An 18,473-nucleotide genomic window follows, 5' to 3' on the forward strand; every position below is an offset into this window, starting at 1 on the left:
AATCACCACACCACGACGGAGCGCAGCACGTCGCCGTGCCGCATGGCGGTGAAGGCCTTTTCGACCTCGCCGAGTGAGATGCGTTCGGTGACAAAGCGTTCCAGGGGGAGTCGGCCTTGTCGGTAGAGGTTTATCAGCATCGGGAAGTCGCGTTCGGGTAGGCAATCGCCGTACCAGGAGGACTTCAGCACGCCGCCGCGTGAGAACAGATCGATCAGCGGCAGGTCGAGGGTCATATCGGGAGTGGGGACGCCGACCAGCACTACGGTGCCCGCTAGATCGCGGCCGTAGAAGGCTTGCTTCCAGGTCTCGGGGCGGCCGACGGCATCGATCACCACGTCGGCGCCGAAGCCGTCGGTGAGTTCCTGTATCCGCTCGACCACGTCCTCGGTGCTGGCGTCGATGCGGTGGGTCGCACCGAATTCACCGGCCCAGGCCAACTTTCGGGAATCGCGGTCGACGGCGATGATCGTCTTGGCACCGGCCAGCCGGGCTCCTGCGATGGCGGCATCGCCGACGCCGCCGCAGCCGATCACAGCCACACTGTCGCCGCGGGAGACGTTGCCGGTGTTCATCGCCGCGCCGATGCCCGCCATGATGCCGCAGCCGAGCAGACCGGCGATGGCGGGATCGGCTTCGGGATCGACCTTGGTGCACTGCCTTTCGTGAACGAGGGTCTTGTCGGCGAACGCACCGATGCCCAGGGCGGGCGTCAGCTCGGTGCCGTCGGCGAGGGTCATCTTCTGGCCGGCGTTGCTGGTGTCGAAGCAGTACCAGGGGCGGCCGCGTCGGCACGCGCGGCACTCGCCGCAGACCGCGCGCCAGTTGAGGACGACGAAATCGCCTATGGCAACATGGGTTACAGCCGTGCCGACTGTCTCCACGATTCCGGCCGCCTCGTGGCCGAGCAGGAACGGGAATTCATCGTTGATGCCGCCCTCGCGGTAGTGCAGGTCGGTGTGGCACACCCCGCACGCTTGCACGCGCACCACGACATCGTGCGGCCCGGGGTCGGGGATCACCACATCGACCAACTCGGCCGGCGTTCCTTTGCTGCGAGCGATGACGCCGCGCACGGTTTCGGACACAAATCCTCCTACGGTGTTGCGATGGCTGCGGGCCGCCGCTCGATCTGCTTGCGGTAGCGGGTGAACAGGCGGGCATTGTCGATGGCGAAGACGGCCACCGGCTCGCCCTCGCGTTCGTAGAGTGCGGTGCACGACGGTGTGGACGCGTCGCCGTCGATGAAGCGAACCTCGTCGTCCGGTCGGCGGTTGCCCGCGAATTGGATCATGCGGCCGTACTGCCGGGACCAGAAATAGGTGGTCGAGATGTTCGCGGGTGGTGCGCCGACAATGCACGCTGCGGCGATGCGGGCCTGTGCGGTTGCATTCGACCAGTGCTCGCAGCGGTGGTGGGTGCCCAAGGCGTCCTGGTAGGCGCGGGCACAGTCGCCGATGGCAAAGATATCGGGAATTGTTGTGCGGCAGTGTGAATCGGTGACAAACCCGTTGTCGATGTGCAGGTCGGAATCCTGCGCCCATTCGGTGTTGGGGACCGCGCCGATGCCGATGATCACGGCGTCGGCGGCGAGCAGTGTGCCGTCGGTGAGGCGCACCGCGCTGACGTGTTCGTCGCCGAGGAATTCGGCCACCGCTACGCCGGCGCGTAACCGGACGCCGTTGGCCGCGTGCAGATCCGCGCACAGCGCGCCGATCCTTGGCCCGAAGACACCCGACAGCGGATCGGCAGCGAGTTCGACAATAGTGGCCTGCACGCCGAGAGTTGCTGCGGTCGAAGCGAGTTCGGAACCGATCAGGCCGGCGCCGATGATGACAACGGTGCGCGCGGTGCGCAATGTGGTGCGGATCGCGCGCGCGTCGTCGACGGTGCGCAATGTGTGGACGCCGGCCAGTGCTCGAGCGCCCGGCAGCGTGCGGGCGCGAGCACCGGTGGCCAGCACCAGCGATCGCCCGGCGACCGTCGTACCGTTGTCGAGAAAGACGCCGGGACCCGTTGCGGTCGAGGCGATTCCGATCGCACGCTGTCCGAGTAGCCAACAGGTACGAGGATCGTCGGTCTCACCCAACGCGATATCGACGTCGCCGTGCAGGAACTCCTTCGACAGCGGCGGCCGGTCATAGGGCGGATGGATTTCGTCACCGACCACCGTGATGCCGCCGTCATAGCCCCGTTCACGAAGGTCGTGCACCAGCGAGAACCCGGCCAACGATGCACCGACCACAACTACGCTCACGACTCCACCTCGCTAACGCTCGGCTCCGTCGTGCGCATTAGCGCGCTGTGTCTTCGGTTCGCTCGCTGACGCTCCCTCACGACTCCACCTCGCTAACGCTCGGCTCCGTCGTGCGCATTGGCGCGCTGTGTCTTCGGTTCGCTCGCTGACGCTCCCTCACGACTCCACTACTCACGACGGCACCCTGCTGACGACGACGTCACCATCGAGTATTCGTACCGCATACGTGCGCACGGCGATCTTGGCCGGCGGGCCCGAGACTCGACCGGTGCGCAGGTCGAAACATGACTCGTGCAGCGGACATTCGACGGTGCAGTGCTCCACCCATCCATCGGCGAGTGACGCATCCTGGTGTGTGCAGGTGTCGTCGATCGCGAACAAGCCCTCGTCGGTGTGGAACACCGAGATCGGCGTTCCACCGTCCGGCCGCACGGTGGCGACCTCGCCGACGGGCAGGTCTTCGAGGCGGGCGACGAACAGTTCCGTGCCGGAGGTCGCCGCGGGCTTCGCAAGGGATTCCATAAACCCTCCATGAGTTGCTTAGAGCGCAACATGTATCGCGATACGCAACAGTGTGAATCAGCGTGGAGCTGTCGTCAACCCCTGAATCCCCCGGTAAACAACTGGTTTCCGACGGTTGACAGCATGCCGCGACAGGCGGACTATTTGTTGCGTAATACGAATTCGTTGCGCTACTAGCAACAACGGAGGCACCCTTTGGCTCACCCGAAAGTCGTCATCATCGGAGCCGGGATCGTCGGGGCATCGCTGGCCGACGAAATGACCGCCCGTGGTTGGGCCGACATCACCGTGCTCGACCGGGGCCCGCTGTTCCAGACCGGCGGATCCACTTCGCACGCACCAGGATTGGTGTTCCAGACGAACCCGTCCAAGACGATGACCGAGTTCGCCTGCTACACCACCGAGAAGTTCGGCGCGCTCAGCCATCCGGCGGGCCGCGCGTTCGATCCGGTCGGCGGACTCGAGGTGGCGACCACACCGGCGCGCTGGCGGGATCTGCACCGCAAATTCGGCTGGGCGCAGTCGTGGGGGATCGAGGGGCGCCTGTTGAATGCGTCCGAATGTGCCGCACTGTACCCACTGCTCGATATCGATCATGTTATCGGCGGATTCCACACTCCGGCAGACGGTTTGGCGAATGCGGTGCGTGCGGTGGAGGCGCAGGCGCGGTCGGCGACCGCCCGCGGCGCACGGTTTCTGCCCAATCAGGAGGTGCTCGGCATCGCCGAGAGCGGCGGTCGAGTGGTCGGCGTGCAGACAGCCGACGGAGTCATCGCCGCGGACATCGTCGTGTGTGCGGCCGGGTTCTGGGGCGCTGAGCTGGCGAAGCGGGTCGGGCTGGTGCTGCCGCTGGTGCCGATGGCGCACCAGTACGCCAAGACCGGACCGCTGGCGGCACTGTCGGGCGCAGCGGGCGCGAGCCTGCCGATCCTGCGCCATCAGGATCAAGACCTCTACTTCCGCGTACACGACGACCGAATCGGCATCGGCTACTACGGCCACCGGCCGATGCCGGTCGACATGTGCACCCTGGCGTCGGCCACCGCGGACGAAGCGATGCCATCGATGCTGCCGTTCACCGATACCGACTTCGTCCCCGCTTGGCGCGAATCGATGGAATTGCTGCCAGCACTAGGTGATTCGAAACCGGAAGAAGGATTCAACGGGATCTTCTCCTTCACTCCCGATGGTTTCTCGATCATGGGTGAACACCGTGACCTCGCGGGTTTCTGGGTCGCCGAGGCTGTTTGGGTCACCCATTCCGCCGGGGTCGCCAAAGCTACCGCGGAATGGATCATCGACGGTGCACCGAGTACCGACGTGCACGAGTGCGATCTCTACCGCTTCGAAGATGTCGCGCGCAGCGGGCAATTCATCATGGAGACCAGCTCGCAGGCCTTCGTCGAGGTCTACGACATCATCCACCCGCACCAATATCGAACTGCACTGCGCGGCCTGCGCACCAGCCCGTTCTATGCCCGGCAACAGGAATTGGGCGCGTTCTTCTTCGAGGGCGGCGGCTGGGAACGACCCGCCTGGTACGAGGCCAATGCTGAACTGACGCAACGACTTCGCGCCGACGGCATGCTGGTCCCGGATCGGGACGACTGGTCGAGCCGGTTCTGGTCGCCGATCGCCATCGCCGAGGCGCGTTGGACCAGGGAACGGGTCGCGATGTTCGACATGACCCCGCTGACCCGATACGAGGTGGCGGGTCCGGGCGCACTCGACTTCCTGCAACAGCTCACCACGAACAACGTGGACAAGAGCGTCGGCTCGGTCACCTACACGCTGCTACTCGACGAGACCGGCGGTGTCCGTAGCGATCTCACCGTCGCCCGACTCGCGCCACAGCGCTTCCAGGTGGGTGCCAACGGCCCGATGGATTTCGACCGGTTCACCCGGCACCTGCCCGCTGACGGCTCGGTGACACTGCGCGACATCACCGGCAGCACCTGCTGTGTCGGCGTGTGGGGCCCGAACGCCCGGGACCTGGTGCAGCCCTTGTGTTCCGATGATCTCTCCCATCAGTCCTTCAAGTACTTCCGTGCGTTGCACACCTACCTCGGCGCGATTCCAGTGACTATGCTGCGCGTGTCCTACGTCGGCGAACTCGGTTGGGAGATCTACACCACCGCCGAATACGGCAACGCACTGTGGGATCTGCTGTGGGAGGCGGGCGGCGCCCACGAGGTCATCGCGGCAGGCCGGATCGCGTTCAACAGTCTCCGCATCGAAAAGGCGTACCGCAGTTGGGGAACCGACATGACCGCGGAGCACCTGCCCGCGGCGGCCGGTCTCGACTTCGCGGTCCGCATGACCAAGCCCGACTTCGTCGGCAAGAGCGCACTGGAGCAGGCCGAACCACCAGCAAAGGTCCTGCGCAGCATCGTCTTCGAGAGCCCATCGGCGATCGTCCTCGGTAAAGAGCCGGTCTATGTCTACGGCTTGCTCGGGGGATATGTGACCAGCGCGGGCTATTCGGCCACCATCGAACGCTGCATCGCCTACGCGTGGCTGCCCGCCTCCGTCGTCGTGGGCGATGCGGTCGAGGTCGAATACCTCGGTAAGCGCTACGTCGCGACGGTGCACGCCGAGCCGGTGGTGGATCCCGAGATGTCCAGGATCAGGAGGTAGCGACATGGCTACGGCGACAAAGGGATACGACGTCATCGTGATCGGCGTCGGCGGCATGGGCAGTGCCGCCGCCTATCACCTCGCGGCGCGTGGGCAGCGGGTGCTCGGACTGGAGAAGTACACGCCCGCGCACAATCGGGGCTCGAGTCACGGCGGCTCCCGCATCATCCGGCAGTCGTATTTCGAAGACCCCGCCTATGTTCCGTTGCTGCTGCGCTCCTACGAACTCTGGGCGAAGCTGGCCGCGGATGCCGATCGCGAAGTCGTCCGGCTCACCGGCGGCCTGTACCTCGGCCCGCCGGACAGCCTGACCGTCGCGGGCAGCCTGCGCGCCAGCCGCGAATGGTCACTGCCGCACGAGGTCCTGGATGCCGCCGAGATCCGGCGGCGCTTCCCGAACTTCACCCCGGCCGCCGACGACATCGCCGTGTACGAGTCCAACGGCGGATTCGCCCGCCCCGAACTGACGGTGCAGGCGCACATCGACCTGGCGCTGCGCGCCGGTGCGACGCTGTCGTTCGGTGAGGAGGTGCTCAGCTGGGCCGAAACCGACTCCGGCGTAACGGTAACGACAGCCAGGGCCACCTACCGAGCGGATCAGCTCGTCGTCTGTCCCGGCGCATGGGCGCCGCAGTTGTTGGCCGACTTCGGAATTCCCATCACCATCGAACGTCAGGTCCTGTACTGGCTGGACCCGGTCGGCGGCACTGCGGCTTTCGAAGGCCAGCCCATCTATATCGCCGAAAACGACTCCGGCACGCAGATATACGGCTTCCCCGCCATCGATGGACCGGCAGGCGGCGTCAAGATGGCGTTCTTCCGCAAGGGCATCGTCTGCACACCGGACACCATCGATCGCGTCGTGCACCCGCACGAGATCGACGAGATGCGAGAACGAGTCGCCGCCCTGCTCCCCGCGCTGGCCGGTCCATGCGTCCACACGGCCACCTGCATGTACTCCAACACACCCGACGAACACTTCGTCATCGCCCGCCACCCTGGCGGCACCCGCGTCACCATCGCCTGCGGTTTCTCCGGTCACGGCTTCAAATTCGTCCCGGTGGTGGGGGAGATCCTGGCCGACCTGGTGATCGACGCGAGCACCGAGCACCCCATCACACTTTTCGACCCGCAGAGGCTGGTGACCAGTGAAAATAGCATCGCATAGCGATTCCATGGGGGGTGGCGGTCGAGCGACGGGCGGGCCCACAGCGGACATGACCCCGGTGACGACACCGGCCCTGATCCCGACCCTCGGCGGCAGGTGGTACGTCGACGACGCCATCTTCGCCGCCGAACAGGAACAACTCTTCGAGCGAATGTGGTTCTGTGCTATCAGAACCGGCGACATCGCACAGGCCGGTCAATTCAAACGCGTACAGGTCGGCCGCGAAAGCGTCCTGATCGTGCGCGGCCGCGACGGCGCACTACGTGCCTTCCTGAACATCTGCCGCCACCGCGGCGCGATGCTGTGCACGCAGGACCAGGGCCAGGTTCGACGCAACCTACAGTGCCCCTACCACGCCTGGACCTATGGACTCGACGGGAAACTGCTGGCCGCGCCCAACATGGCCGCACTGAAGGACGCCACCGGCGCCGACATCGATCGGGTCGCCTACGGCCTGATCGCGGTCGCCCTGCGCGAGTGGCTCGGCTACGCCTGGGTCTGCCTGGCCGACGACCCGCCGGTGTTCGAGCACGAGGTGATGGGCGCGGTCACCGAACGCCTCGGCGACCCGGCCGCGATCGACGCGTACGAGATCGACACCCTGGAGGTGGGCCGCCGAGTCGTCTACGACGTGGCCGCGAACTGGAAGCTCATCGTGGAGAACTTCATGGAGTGCTACCACTGCGCGACCATCCACCCCGAGCTCACCGAGGTGCTCCCCGAATTCGCGCAGGGCCTGGCCGCACAGGTGTTCGTTGGTCACGGCGCGGAATTCGGCGCCGATATCGCCGGATTCACCGTCGACGGATCGCCGGGTTTCGATCGGCTGCCAGGGGTTACTCCGGAACAGGACCGTCGCTACTTCGCCATCACCATCCGGCCGACGGTTTTCGTCAATCTGGTCCCGGATCACATTATTTTCCACCGGATGTTCCCCGTATCCGCGGACCGCACTATCGTCGAGTGTGATTGGTTGTACACCAAGGATGTGGTCGCTGCGGGACGAGATGTGTCCCGTTCTGTCGAATTGTTCCACCGGGTGAACGAGCAGGATTTCGCGGCATGCGAGCGAACGCAACCCACAATGTCTTCGCGCGCCTACCGTAAGGGCGGGGTGCTGGTGCCCGCCGAGCATCACATCGCGGAGTTCCACGAGTGGTTGTCCTGTCGTATCGGTGACGTGAGGTGACGTGAGAATGAATGGTGATCCGGATCTGTTCATCGGCGGTCGATGGACGCATGCCGCGGACGGTGGGGTGCGCCAGATCATCGATCCGGCCAACGGCGCCGTCGTCGCGACGGTGGACGAGGCGACGCCGCAGGACGCGCGCGACGCGGTAGCTGCGGCCCGAGCGGCGTTCGACGAGGGCGGTTGGGCGGCAACGCCGGTCGCCGAGCGGGCGGCGCTGCTGCTGCGCATCGCCGACCTGCTGGCCCGCGACAAGGACCGGCTGGCCAGGCTGGAGACGGCGGACACCGGAAAGACGTTGGTGGAGAGCGAGATCGACATCGACGATGTGATCTCGGTGTTCCGCTACTACGCGAGCACGGTCGCGGTGCAGGCGGACCGGCTGATCGACGTGGGTGATCCGGCGGTGATCAGCCGGGTGGTGCACGAGCCGATCGGCGTGTGCGTCCTCATCGCGCCATGGAACTACCCGCTGCTGCAGATGTCGTGGAAGGTCGCGCCCGCGCTGGCCGCGGGCTGCACCATGGTGCTCAAGCCGAGCGAGGTCACCCCGCTGAGCACGATCGAGTTCGCGCGACTCGCCGAGGAGGCGGGCGTACCCGCCGGGGTGCTCAACCTGCTCCAAGGCAGCGGCGCGGTGCTCGGCACGGCGCTGACCGACAATCCCGAGGTCGACTTCATCTCGTTCACCGGCGGCCTCGCCACCGGCCGGACGATCAGCAAGGTGGCCGCCGAGCACGTCACGAAGGTGGCGGTGGAACTCGGCGGCAAGAACCCGCACATCGTGTTCGCCGACGCCGACTGGGAAAGCGCCGTCGACCACGTGCTGACCGGTGTGTTCCTGCACTCCGGGCAGGTCTGCTCGGCAGGCACCCGGTTGATCGTCGAGGAGTCCATCGCCGAGGACTTCGTCGCCGAACTGGCGAGCCGGGCCGAGCGGATCCGGGTCGGCCCCGGCCTCGACCCGGCCACCGAGACCGGCCCGCTGGTCTCCGAGCAGCATCGCGCGAAGGTGGAAGCCTATGTCGCGCTGGGTATTTCGGAGGGTGCGAAGCTGGTGACCGGCGGCGCGCGGCCCAGCGACCCCGCATTGCGGGACGGAAGTTACTACCTGCCGACGATCTTCGATCGGTGCGACCGATCGATGCGCATCGTGCAGGAGGAGACCTTCGGCCCGATCCTGACGGTCGAACGATTCGAGACCGAGGCCGAGGCGATCCGGCTCGGCAACGACACCGAATACGGCCTCGCCGCCGGCGTGCGCACCTCGGATTCGGCCCGCGGTGAGCGGGTGGTGCGCGCGCTGCGGCACGGCACGGTCTGGCTCAACGACTTCGGCTATTACACCGCCGGTGCGGAATGGGGCGGGTTCAAGAAGTCCGGCAACGGACGCGAACTCGGCCCGACCGGCCTGGCCGAATATCAAGAAATCAAACACATTTGGCACAACACGGCACCTAAGCCGGCGGAGTGGTTCAAGGGCGTCTGATCGTAAGTTTCACAATCTCGGCCGGACAGCCCGTACGGCCGCCCGCGGAAGGCACGGTAAGCAATGGTGGTCAAAGAACCCGGTGTGTCCGACGACAGCGGAATGGAGGATTTCGGCTATAAGGAATCCCTCGACCGAAGTATAGGCAAATTCGCCAGCTTCGCGGCGGGGGTCAGCTATATCTCGATCCTCACCGGCACATTCCAGCTGTTCTATTTCGGTTTCGGCAGCGCGGGTCCCGCGTATCTATGGTCCTGGCCGATCGTTTTCGTCGGACAGCTGGCTGTCGCACTGTGCTTCATGGAGCTCGCGGCGCGCTATCCGGTCGCCGGATCGGTATACAACTGGTCCAAATCGCTCGGCAGCAGAATCGTCGGCTGGTCGTCGGGCTGGTTGATGCTGACCGCCTCGATTGTGACGCTGTCCGCCGTCGTGCTCGCGCTACAGCTGAACCTGCCCCGGCTGTGGAGCGGCTTCCAGATCATCGGGGACGGCACCGGCGAATACGACTACGCCACCAATGCTGTAGTGCTCGGCACGGTCATGATCGTGTTCACCACCACGGTCAACGCGCTCGGCGTCCGGCTGATGGCGATGATCAACAGCGCCGGCGTTTTCATCGAGCTCATCGCGGCGGTGCTGATCGCGATCATCTTGGCGGCCAACGCGACTCGTGGTCCGCAGGTGTTCTTCTCCACTCACGGTTACGGCGCGGGGGAGTCCGGCGGTTACCTCGGCGCGTTCCTGGTGGCCTCGCTGGCCTCCGGCTACGTGATGTACGGCTTCGACACCGCCAGCTCGCTCGGCGAGGAGACGGTGGAGCCGCGGCGCACCGCGCCCAAGGCCATCCTGCGGGCCGTGCTCGCGTCCTTCGTCATCGGCGGCGCGATCCTGGCCTTCGCGGTAATGGCGGCGCCCGATCTCGACGATCCGCAGATCGGCAGCTCGAGCGGTGGCCTGCAATACATTGTCGAACAGGTGATGTGGGGTCCGCTCGGCACGATCTTCCTGTGCTGCATCGTGATTGCGGTGACAGTGTGTTCGCTCGCCGTGCACACCGCTGCGATCCGGCTGACCTTCGCCATGGCCCGGGACAACGCGCTGCCGTTCGGTGAGAAGCTCGCGCGGGTGCATCCCAAGACGCAGACACCGGTGGTGCCCGCCGTCTTGATCGGCGTGCTGGCCGCGTTGATTCTGGTGGTGAATATCGGTCAGCCGAAGATCTTCACGGTACTGACCTCGATCGCGATCATCATGATCTACCTGGCCTATCTGATGGTGACCGGGCCGATGCTGAAGAAGCGGTTCCAGGGGCAGTGGCCGCCGAAAGAGCTTGCCGCAGGCGGCTATTTCACGATGGGGCGCTGGGGGATGGTCGTCAATATCATCGCCGTGGTGTGGGGCGTCGGGATGGCAACGAACCTGGCGTGGCCGCGCGAATCCGTTTATGGCACACCCTGGTACAACACCTGGGGTGCGTTCGTCTACATCGGCGCGATCCTCGGCGCCGGGCTCGCCTGGTACGGGCTCAAGGGCCGCAAGCGAATCGGCACTTTAGCTTCACACGCAGTGGAGGTGCGCAGCAATGTCTGACACGGTGTTCGACTATGTGATCGCGGGCGGCGGAACGGCCGGGTGTGTGCTCGCCGCCCGGCTGAGCGAGGATCCGGACGTGTCGGTGTGCCTGCTGGAAGCGGGCCCGTCGGACGTCGGCGATCGCGCCATCCTCGAACTCACGCAGTGGATGCATCTGCTCGATTCCGGCTACGACTGGGACTACCCGGTCGAACCGCAGGAACGCGGGAACAGCTTTCTGCGCCACGCCCGCGCGAAGGTGCTCGGCGGATGTTCCTCGCACAACTCCTGTATCGCGTTCTGGCCGCCTGCGGAGAATCTGGACGAGTGGGCGGCACTGGGCGCGAAGGGGTGGGGCGCGGCCGACGTCTTGCCGTACGTCACGCGGCTGGAGAACAACGACGCGCCCGGCGATCAGCACAGCCGCAGCGGCCCGGTCCGGCTGCGTGATGTGCCGCCGGACGATCCGTGCGGCGTGGCGGTACTCGCGGCGGCCGCGGCGGTCGGATTGCCGACGGTGCAATTCAATCGAGGGGCCACCGTGCGCAACGGGGCGGGTTGGTTCCAGATCAATGCCGCCGAGGACGGTACGCGCATGTCGACATCGCATGCGTACCTGCACCCTGTGCTGGATAAACGCCCCAATCTCGAGGTACGCACGGACTGCTGGGTGAGCGAGATCCTCTTCGACGACACGCGCGGCGCGACCGGTGTCCGGTATCAACGCCCCGACGGCATCGGCTACGACACGGCCGCGGCACGGCGCGAGGTCATCGTCACCGCCGGCGCCATCGATACGCCGAAGTTGTTGATGCTGTCCGGGATCGGGCCCGCCGAGCACCTGCGCGAGATCGGCGTCCCGGTGCTGGTCGACTCGCCCGGCGTCGGCGCGAACCTGGACGATCACGTGGAAGGCCTGGTGTTCTGGGAGGCTGCCCGGCCGATGGTCGAGACCTCGACGCAGTGGTGGGAGATCGGTCTGTTCGCCACGACCGACGAGTCGCTGCGCGTGCCGGACGTGATGATGCACTACGGCAGCGTGCCGTTCGATATGAACACGCTGCGTCGCGGCTATCCGACCACCGACAACGGCTTCTGCCTGACCCCCAACGTCACGCAGGGCCGCTCGCGCGGCACGATCCGGTTGCGCAGCCGCGACTTCCGCGACCGGCCCAAGGTCGATCCTCGGTACTTCACCGATCCGGACGGCCACGACGAACGGGTGATGCTCGCCGGCGTCCGGCTGGCCCGCAAGATCGCCGAGCAAGCGCCGCTGCGGGAGTGGATCGCCGCCGAACTCGCCCCGGGACCCGATGCCACCACCGACGACGAGTTGATCAGCTACATCCACGCCACTCACAACACCGTCTACCACCCGGCCGCCACGGCCCGGATGGGCGCGGTCGACGATCCGATGGCGGTGCTCGATCCCGAGTTACGAGTGAAAGGGGTGTCGCGACTGCGGGTGGTGGACGCGTCCGCGATGCCGAAATTGCCCGCGGTGAACCCGAACATTACTGTCATGGCCATGGCAGAGAAGTGCGCGGATCTCCTCCGGACCACGTGAGCCGGAGATGCCTGCGGAGGGCGAACTAGCGGCGTTCCTCGGCGGGCACGCACCGTTCCAATCGATGTCGACCGCCGAGCTCGATCGGCTCGCCGCGGCCTCGTCACGGCACGAGTTCGCGGCGGGCGCGGTGATCAGCGACTACTCGACGCAGGTGCCCGACGATATCTGGATGCTGCGGACCGGCCGGGTCATCCTGCGGCGCAGCGGTCCCGATGCCGCCAGTTCGCCCCGGGCCGACGACGGCCGCACGATCGATACCATCGAGGCCGGTGGGATCTTCGGCTATGTGCCGCTGCTCACCGGTGGTAGTGCCGAATTCGTCGCGCTGGCAGCCGAACCCAGCGTGCTGATCCGGTTGCCCGGTGCGCTCGTCCGCGCGCAGTTCGCGCAACCGGACGGGCTGGCGTTTCTGGCGTCGTCGGCGTGGAAGACGGTGTCCGGCAACCGGACCCCGATGGCGCAGGTGCTCGGCACCCGTCCGGCGGCTGAACTCCTCACGACGGCAGCGGTTTTCGTGACGCCCGACACCAGCGTTCGAGACGCGGTGATCCGGATGACCGAGCATCGCGTCTCGTCGGTGCTGATTCGGTTGCCCGACGGCGACTTCGGCATTTTCACCGATCAGGACCTGCGCGCCAAGGTGGTGGCGGCGGGGCTGTCGGTCGATGTGCCGATCGCCGCAGCGATGAGTGCACCGGCCCGGCGGGTCAGTGCCGACCTGCCCGCCGAGACGGTGCTGATGGAGCTGCTCGAGGCCGGTCTGCGGCATATGCCGGTGGTTTCGCGGCGCGGCGAGGTGCTCGGCGTGCTCGAAGACTCGGAGCTGCTCGCGGCGTCGGCGCGGCAGAGCTTCGTGCTGCGTCGCGCGATCGGCGCGGCCACCGATGCGAACCAGCTGGCCCGAGCGGCTCGCGACATTCCGGGCACGACAGTCGACTTGTTCCGCAACGGGACGAAGGCGTCCGCGACGAGCGGCATTCTCTCCGTCGTGATCGACTCGGTGATCCGGAAGGCGCTCGAACTGGCGCTGGCCGAATCGGCCGACGCGCCGAGCGTCGGGTTCGCGTGGCTGACGCTCGGCAGCATCGCCCGACGTGAGGCGATGCCGTCCTCGGATGTGGACAGTGCACTGTCCTGGGCTGATGAATTGTCCACGGCCAGTGAACAACTGCGTGCTATCGCCGAACGAACCCATGCCATCCTCGATGCGTGCGGGTTGCCCGCGGACAGCAACGGGGCGATCGCCTCGAGGCCGAAATTCGCTCGCTCCCGATCGGATTGGACGAAAGCGGCGGCCCGCTGGCTCGATGATCCGCTGATCGATCGCGGGTTGGTGATGTCGTCGCTGCTGATCGATGGGCGCGTGGTGTGGGGTGATCCCGCGCTGCATGCGGTGCCCGCCGTGTTCAGCAGAATGCGGGCCGACTATCCGAATGCGTTGCGCCTGCAGTTGCTGGACGCGTTGTCCGGGCGGGTGCGGGCGCGATCGCTGCGAGACGTGCTTTCCCGGCGCGGCGGCACCTTCGACCTGAAGAGCCACGCGCTGGTTCCGATCGTCAACCTCGCCCGCTGGGGTGGGCTGGCGGCCGGGGTGACCGCCGCCACGACGCCGGTGCGGTTGGCTGCCGCGGCGTCCGCCGGTGTCATCGCCGATCGCGATGCCGCGGTGCTCACCGAGGTGTTCGTCATGCTGCAGCGGATGCGGATGGTGCATCAGGTCGAGCAGCTGTCCGCAGGCCACCGGCCGGGCGATATCGTGCTGATGTCGGAGTTGTCCCCCTTGAATCGGAGCCTGCTCAACGACGCGCTGCGGGAGATCGCCGCCGTCCAGCGACGCGTTCGAGGTATCGCTATGACATCGGCTTAGAATGACGGCGTCATGGCGAAACAGGATGGTGAGGACCAGGGCCGGACCGCTGCGGTGCAGTCGGTCGACCGCGCACTGCTCGTGATGGAGATCATCGCCAAGCTGGGCCAGGCCGGCGTCACGGAGATCGCCGCCGAACTCGGTGTGCACAAATCTACCGTCTCCCGCCTGATCGCCGTGCTGGAATCGCGCGGTTACGTCGAGCAACTCTCCGACCGCGGCAAGTACCGGCTCGGCTTCTCCATCGTCCGGCTGGCCGGATCCACCAGCGCGCAGGTCGATCTCGTCGGGCAGAGCCAGGGCGCGTGCAACGCGCTGGCCGCCGAAACGGGGGAGACGACGAATATCGCTGTGCTGGACGGTAATCGGATCATCAATATCGTGGAGGCGGCGGGGACCGGGTCGATCGCGCTGCGGTCCTGGGTCGGGCAGAGCTGTCCGGCGCATGCCACGTCGAGTGGCAAGGTGCTGCTGTCGGGTCTGGAACCGGCGGTGCTGCGCAAGCAGGTCGGGCCAAAGTTGGAGGCGTACACCGACAACACGCTGACGAAGGTCGCTGATCTGGCGGCGCAGTTGGTGGAGGTCCGGGAGAACGGATGGGCAAGTGTGCGTGAGGAACTGGAGATCGGGCTGAACGCCGTCGCCGCTCCCGTGTTCGACAGTAACGGGGTGATTGTTGCGGCACTGAGCGTTTCGGGGCCGTCGTATCGGCTCGGTCCGGATCGCTTCGCATCGACGGCCGAACAGGCGATCGCGAGCGCCGCGGACATCAGTCATCGGCTGGGCTACTTCGGCTGACGATCTGGGGTACGGTTTCGTCATTGACAACGCGCGCGGCCGCCGACAATACTAGGTCGCGTGTCGCGCCTTTGTTGCGCTATACGCAACAACTAGCTGCATCCGACAACTGAATACGCCGCACACGCAGCGGGAGATCTCCATCCCAGCGATGGAGAGCCGAAGGAGCAACACCTCCCGGGAATCTCTCAGGCCCAGTACCGCCGCGCATAAGGCAACTCTGAAAAGTAGTGCACCACGCACTCGCCGACGGGGCAAACGCGATCCGCGTGAATCTCTCAGGCCATAGGACAGAGCGGGAGGAGCCACACCCAACGCGCGTATGCGTCGACGAAAGGCTCCCCATGGCTGATCCTGGCTCTGCCCTCCGCACCGAACTCGACGTCTCGCTGCGCGAATTCGACCCGGTCATCGCCGCGCTGGTCGACCAGGAGACCAGTCGTCAGCAGCGCGGACTGGAGATGATCGCCTCGGAGAACTACGCGCCGCTCGCGGTGATGCAGGCCCAGGGCACGGTGCTCACCAACAAGTACGCCGAAGGCTATCCGGGACGCCGGTATTACGGCGGCTGCGAGTATGTGGATCAGATCGAGACGCTGGCCATCGATCGGCTGCGTGCGCTGTTCGGCGCCGAATACGTCAACGTGCAGCCGCATTCGGGTGCGCAGGCGAACGCGGCGGTGATGCACGCGCTGCTGCGCCCCGGCGACGGCATCCTCGGGCTGGCGCTGGATCACGGCGGTCACCTCACCCACGGCATGAAGGCCAACTTCTCCGGTCGGCTGTATGACGTTGCGGCATACCATGTTCGGGCCGAGGATCAGTTGGTCGACATGGCGGAGGTGGCGCGGCTCGCTCAGGAGCACCAGCCGAAGCTCATCGTCGCGGGCTGGTCGGCCTACCCGCGGCACCTCGACTTCGCCGAATTCCGGCGTATCGCCGACGAGGTCGGCGCGTACCTGATGGTCGATATGGCGCACTTCGCCGGTCTCGTCGCGGCCGGGCTGCATCCCTCGCCGGTGCCGCACGCGCACGTCGTCACTTCGACCACGCACAAGACGCTGGGTGGGCCGCGTGGTGGATTCATCCTCGCCACAGCGGATTTGGGCAAGAAGCTGGATTCGGCGGTGTTCCCCGGACAGCAGGGCGGACCACTCGAGCATGTGATCGCCGCCAAGGCGGTGGCCTTCAAAATGGCGGCCGAACCGGCGTTCCGCGAGCGGCAGGAGCGGACCCTTATCGGCGCGCGCGTGCTCGCCGATCGGCTGCTGGCCGAGGACTGCCGGGCCGCCGGTATCGGTGTCGTCAGCGGCGGCACCGATGTGCACCTCGTGCTGGTCGATCTGCGCGATGCGGAACTGGACGGTAAGCAGGCCGAGGATCTGCTGCAGACGTTGGGAATCACGGTGAACCGCAACGCGATTCCGTTCGATCCGCGTCCGCCGATGATCAGTTCCGGACTGCGGATCGGCACGCCGGCGCTGGCCGCGCGCGGCTTCGATACCGTGGCGTTCGCCGAGGTCGCCGACATCATCGCGACGGCGTTGTGCGGTGGGGACGCCGCGGCGCTCACCGCGCGGGTGGACGCGCTGGCCGAGCGGTTCCCGCTGTACCTCGGGTTGCGGAACCCGGCGTGACGATCAGCGTCTTCGACCTGTTCCGGGTCGGCATCGGGCCATCGAGTTCGCACACGGTCGGGCCGATGCGGGCTGCGGCCGCGTTCGTCGAACGGCTGAAAGATGCCGACGTGCTGCACGAGACGGTCGCGATCCGCGTCCAGCTGTACGGATCGCTCGGCGCGACCGGACGCGGGCACGGCACCGTCGAGGCGGTGGTTGCCGGGCTGTCGGGTGCGCAGCCGGAGAGCATCGACCCGGACACGATGAGCGCGACCGTTGCCGCGGTGCGCGCCACCGGTCAGCTGTTTCTCGGTGGCGCGCAGTCGATCACGTTCGCTGTCGACAGCGACATCGAACTGCTCGGCCTGACGAGGCTGGCATTCCACACCAACGGCATGCTGTTCGGCGCGTACGACGATGCCGGGCAGGTGCTGCTCGAGCGCCAGTACTTCTCGGTGGGTGGCGGTTTCGTCCTCGACGAGGAGGAGATCGACGGCCGGACCGTCGCCGCGCCGGTCACGTTCGCACATCCCTTCGGGTCAGCGGACGAGCTGCTCGCGATCACCGCGGCCACCGGTCGGTCGATCAGCGCGGTCGTGCTCGCCAACGAAATGTCTTGGCGCAGTGCGGATCAGGTTCGAGCGGACCTGCTCGACATCTGGCAGGTCATGCGCCGCTGCGTCGAACGCGGAATGTCGACGGGCGGGGTGCTGCCCGGCACACTGCGAGTGCGACGGCGCGCCGCGACCCTGTTCGAGCGACTCGGCGCCGAAGCGGAGGAGAACGACCCGCTGCGCGCGATGGAATGGGTGACGCTGTACGCGATGGCGGTCAACGAGGAGAACGCCGCGGGCGGACGGGTCGTCACCGCGCCGACCAATGGCGCCGCAGGCATCATTCCCGCTGTCCTGCACTACATTCAGCGTTTCATCACCGACGACGAGGACAGCATCGTCGAATTCTTGCTGACCGCAGCCGCCATCGGCCAGCTCATGAAGGAGAACGCCTCGATCTCGGGTGCCGAAGTCGGCTGCCAGGGCGAGGTCGGTTCCGCCTGCGCCATGGCCGCAGCGGGCCTGGCCGCCGTGCTCGGCGGCACACCCCAGCAGATCGAAAACGCCGCCGAAATCGGCATGGAACACAACCTGGGCCTCACCTGCGACCCCATCGGCGGCTTGGTCCAGATCCCCTGCATCGAACGCAACGGCATCGCCGCCGTCAAAGCAATCACCGCCGCCCGCATGGCAATCCGCGGCGACGGCATCCACCACGTCTCCCTCGACCAGGTCATCCAAACCATGCGAGCCACCGGCGCCGACATGCTCGACAAATACAAAGAAACCTCCCGAGGCGGCCTAGCCGTAGCCGTCGTCGAATGCTGACCCCACCTGAGCCCCCCGCCGCCCCGCCATCGGCAAGATCCGCACCCCAGCCGCCCAGCGCCAGCGCGTATCCACGGCGCCAACAGCAAGGACCCCCTCCCGCGCACGACTTCTGCACCCGCGCACAAATTTGCTAGCAATACCGTGCGCAGCTGCACAATTCGTGCGCTGCGACGCCCCCCGGATCACGCGGAGGGCTGACCACTGACTACTCGCTCTGTCCAAAGCGCTTGGAACGCAACCACAGCCAGATGACCCCCTCTGGAACCTGACCCCCGGTCGCCAACGCGACCGCCGTAGGCAAGATCTGCACCTTCACTCGGGATCTGCACCGGCTTTAGGGCCCGAGTGCAGATCCCGAGTGAGGGTGCAGATCCGCGGTCTCAACGGCAAGGCAGCC

At 66.4% G+C, this 18,473-nt stretch carries 13 protein-coding genes and 1 riboswitch; of the genes, 10 read left to right on the top strand and 3 right to left on the bottom strand.

Translation table 11 applies throughout. The annotated features are described in order from the left end of the window. Positions 1–2: 2 nt before the first annotated feature. From ABZ942_RS29875 to ABZ942_RS29885, 3 genes are all read right to left on the bottom strand, one after another. Positions 3–1,088 carry an S-(hydroxymethyl)mycothiol dehydrogenase gene (locus tag ABZ942_RS29875; RefSeq protein WP_357387720.1) on the bottom strand — a complete coding sequence of 362 codons (1,086 nt, stop codon included), beginning with the start codon at positions 1,086–1,088 and terminating at the stop codon, positions 3–5. Positions 1,089–1,096: 8 nt separating this feature from the next. After that, on the bottom strand, positions 1,097–2,257 hold the full coding sequence (locus tag ABZ942_RS29880) for an FAD-dependent oxidoreductase (RefSeq protein ID WP_357387722.1): 1,161 nt from the start codon (positions 2,255–2,257) through the stop codon (positions 1,097–1,099). 171 nt (positions 2,258–2,428) lie between these two features. Next, a complete protein-coding gene (locus ABZ942_RS29885; RefSeq protein WP_357387724.1) occupies positions 2,429–2,779 on the bottom strand; it encodes a bifunctional 3-phenylpropionate/cinnamic acid dioxygenase ferredoxin subunit in 351 nt (116 codons plus the stop codon). Positions 2,780–2,974: 195 nt separating this feature from the next. Between ABZ942_RS29885 and ABZ942_RS29890 the strand changes: the two genes are divergently transcribed. From ABZ942_RS29890 to ABZ942_RS29935, 10 genes are all read left to right on the top strand, one after another. Beyond that, complete coding sequence (locus tag ABZ942_RS29890; protein WP_357387726.1) at positions 2,975–5,416, top strand: FAD-dependent oxidoreductase; 2,442 nt, start codon at positions 2,975–2,977, stop codon at positions 5,414–5,416. 4 nt (positions 5,417–5,420) lie between these two features. Continuing rightward, positions 5,421–6,584 (top strand): N-methyl-L-tryptophan oxidase, encoded by a 1,164-nt coding sequence (solA, locus tag ABZ942_RS29895; protein ID WP_357387728.1) that lies wholly within the window; start codon positions 5,421–5,423, stop codon positions 6,582–6,584. Between the two features lie 49 nt (positions 6,585–6,633). Next, on the top strand, positions 6,634–7,773 hold the full coding sequence (locus tag ABZ942_RS29900) for an aromatic ring-hydroxylating dioxygenase subunit alpha (protein WP_357387730.1): 1,140 nt from the start codon (positions 6,634–6,636) through the stop codon (positions 7,771–7,773). A 7-nt stretch (positions 7,774–7,780) separates the two neighbouring features. Further along, positions 7,781–9,262, top strand: a complete 1,482-nt coding sequence (locus ABZ942_RS29905) for an aldehyde dehydrogenase family protein (RefSeq protein ID WP_357387733.1) — start codon at positions 7,781–7,783, stop codon at positions 9,260–9,262. A 63-nt stretch (positions 9,263–9,325) separates the two neighbouring features. After that, on the top strand, positions 9,326–10,855 hold the full coding sequence (locus tag ABZ942_RS29910; RefSeq protein WP_357387735.1) for an amino acid permease: 1,530 nt from the start codon (positions 9,326–9,328) through the stop codon (positions 10,853–10,855). Further along, positions 10,848–12,404 (top strand): GMC oxidoreductase, encoded by a 1,557-nt coding sequence (locus ABZ942_RS29915; protein WP_357387737.1) that lies wholly within the window; start codon positions 10,848–10,850, stop codon positions 12,402–12,404. The genes ABZ942_RS29910 and ABZ942_RS29915 overlap by 8 nt, the downstream gene beginning before the upstream one ends. Positions 12,405–12,411: 7 nt before the next feature. Next, positions 12,412–14,274 (top strand): putative nucleotidyltransferase substrate binding domain-containing protein, encoded by a 1,863-nt coding sequence (locus tag ABZ942_RS29920; RefSeq protein WP_357387739.1) that lies wholly within the window; start codon positions 12,412–12,414, stop codon positions 14,272–14,274. Between the two features lie 12 nt (positions 14,275–14,286). Then, positions 14,287–15,072 carry an IclR family transcriptional regulator gene (locus tag ABZ942_RS29925; protein ID WP_357387741.1) on the top strand — a complete coding sequence of 262 codons (786 nt, stop codon included), beginning with the start codon at positions 14,287–14,289 and terminating at the stop codon, positions 15,070–15,072. Positions 15,073–15,282: 210 nt separating this feature from the next. Continuing rightward, positions 15,283–15,376, top strand: a riboswitch (glycine riboswitch). Between the two features lie 40 nt (positions 15,377–15,416). Continuing rightward, the gene (glyA, locus tag ABZ942_RS29930) at positions 15,417–16,709 is read left to right on the top strand and encodes a serine hydroxymethyltransferase (RefSeq protein WP_357387743.1); all 1,293 of its coding nucleotides are present in this window, start codon (positions 15,417–15,419) and stop codon (positions 16,707–16,709) included. Beyond that, a complete protein-coding gene (locus ABZ942_RS29935; RefSeq protein ID WP_357387745.1) occupies positions 16,706–18,073 on the top strand; it encodes an L-serine ammonia-lyase in 1,368 nt (455 codons plus the stop codon). The genes glyA and ABZ942_RS29935 overlap by 4 nt, the downstream gene beginning before the upstream one ends. The last annotated feature ends 400 nt before the right edge of the window (positions 18,074–18,473 follow it).

The sequence above is a fragment of the Nocardia sp. NPDC046473 genome, assembly GCF_040645995.1.
Taxonomy (GTDB): domain Bacteria; phylum Actinomycetota; class Actinomycetes; order Mycobacteriales; family Mycobacteriaceae; genus Nocardia.

What these genes read in the sequence shown, in the direction of transcription:
- ABZ942_RS29885 (WP_357387724.1), bottom strand. Translation starts at nt 2,779, where the DNA reads ATGGAATCCCTTGCGAAGCCCGCGGCGACCTCCGGCACGGAACTGTTC.
- solA (WP_357387728.1), top strand. Translation starts at nt 5,421, where the DNA reads ATGGCTACGGCGACAAAGGGATACGACGTCATCGTGATCGGCGTCGGC.
- ABZ942_RS29900 (WP_357387730.1), top strand. Translation starts at nt 6,634, where the DNA reads ATGACCCCGGTGACGACACCGGCCCTGATCCCGACCCTCGGCGGCAGG.
- ABZ942_RS29905 (WP_357387733.1), top strand. Translation starts at nt 7,781, where the DNA reads ATGAATGGTGATCCGGATCTGTTCATCGGCGGTCGATGGACGCATGCC.
- ABZ942_RS29910 (WP_357387735.1), top strand. Translation starts at nt 9,326, where the DNA reads ATGGTGGTCAAAGAACCCGGTGTGTCCGACGACAGCGGAATGGAGGAT.
- ABZ942_RS29915 (WP_357387737.1), top strand. Translation starts at nt 10,848, where the DNA reads ATGTCTGACACGGTGTTCGACTATGTGATCGCGGGCGGCGGAACGGCC.
- ABZ942_RS29920 (WP_357387739.1), top strand. Translation starts at nt 12,412, where the DNA reads ATGCCTGCGGAGGGCGAACTAGCGGCGTTCCTCGGCGGGCACGCACCG.
- ABZ942_RS29925 (WP_357387741.1), top strand. Translation starts at nt 14,287, where the DNA reads ATGGCGAAACAGGATGGTGAGGACCAGGGCCGGACCGCTGCGGTGCAG.
- glyA (WP_357387743.1), top strand. Translation starts at nt 15,417, where the DNA reads ATGGCTGATCCTGGCTCTGCCCTCCGCACCGAACTCGACGTCTCGCTG.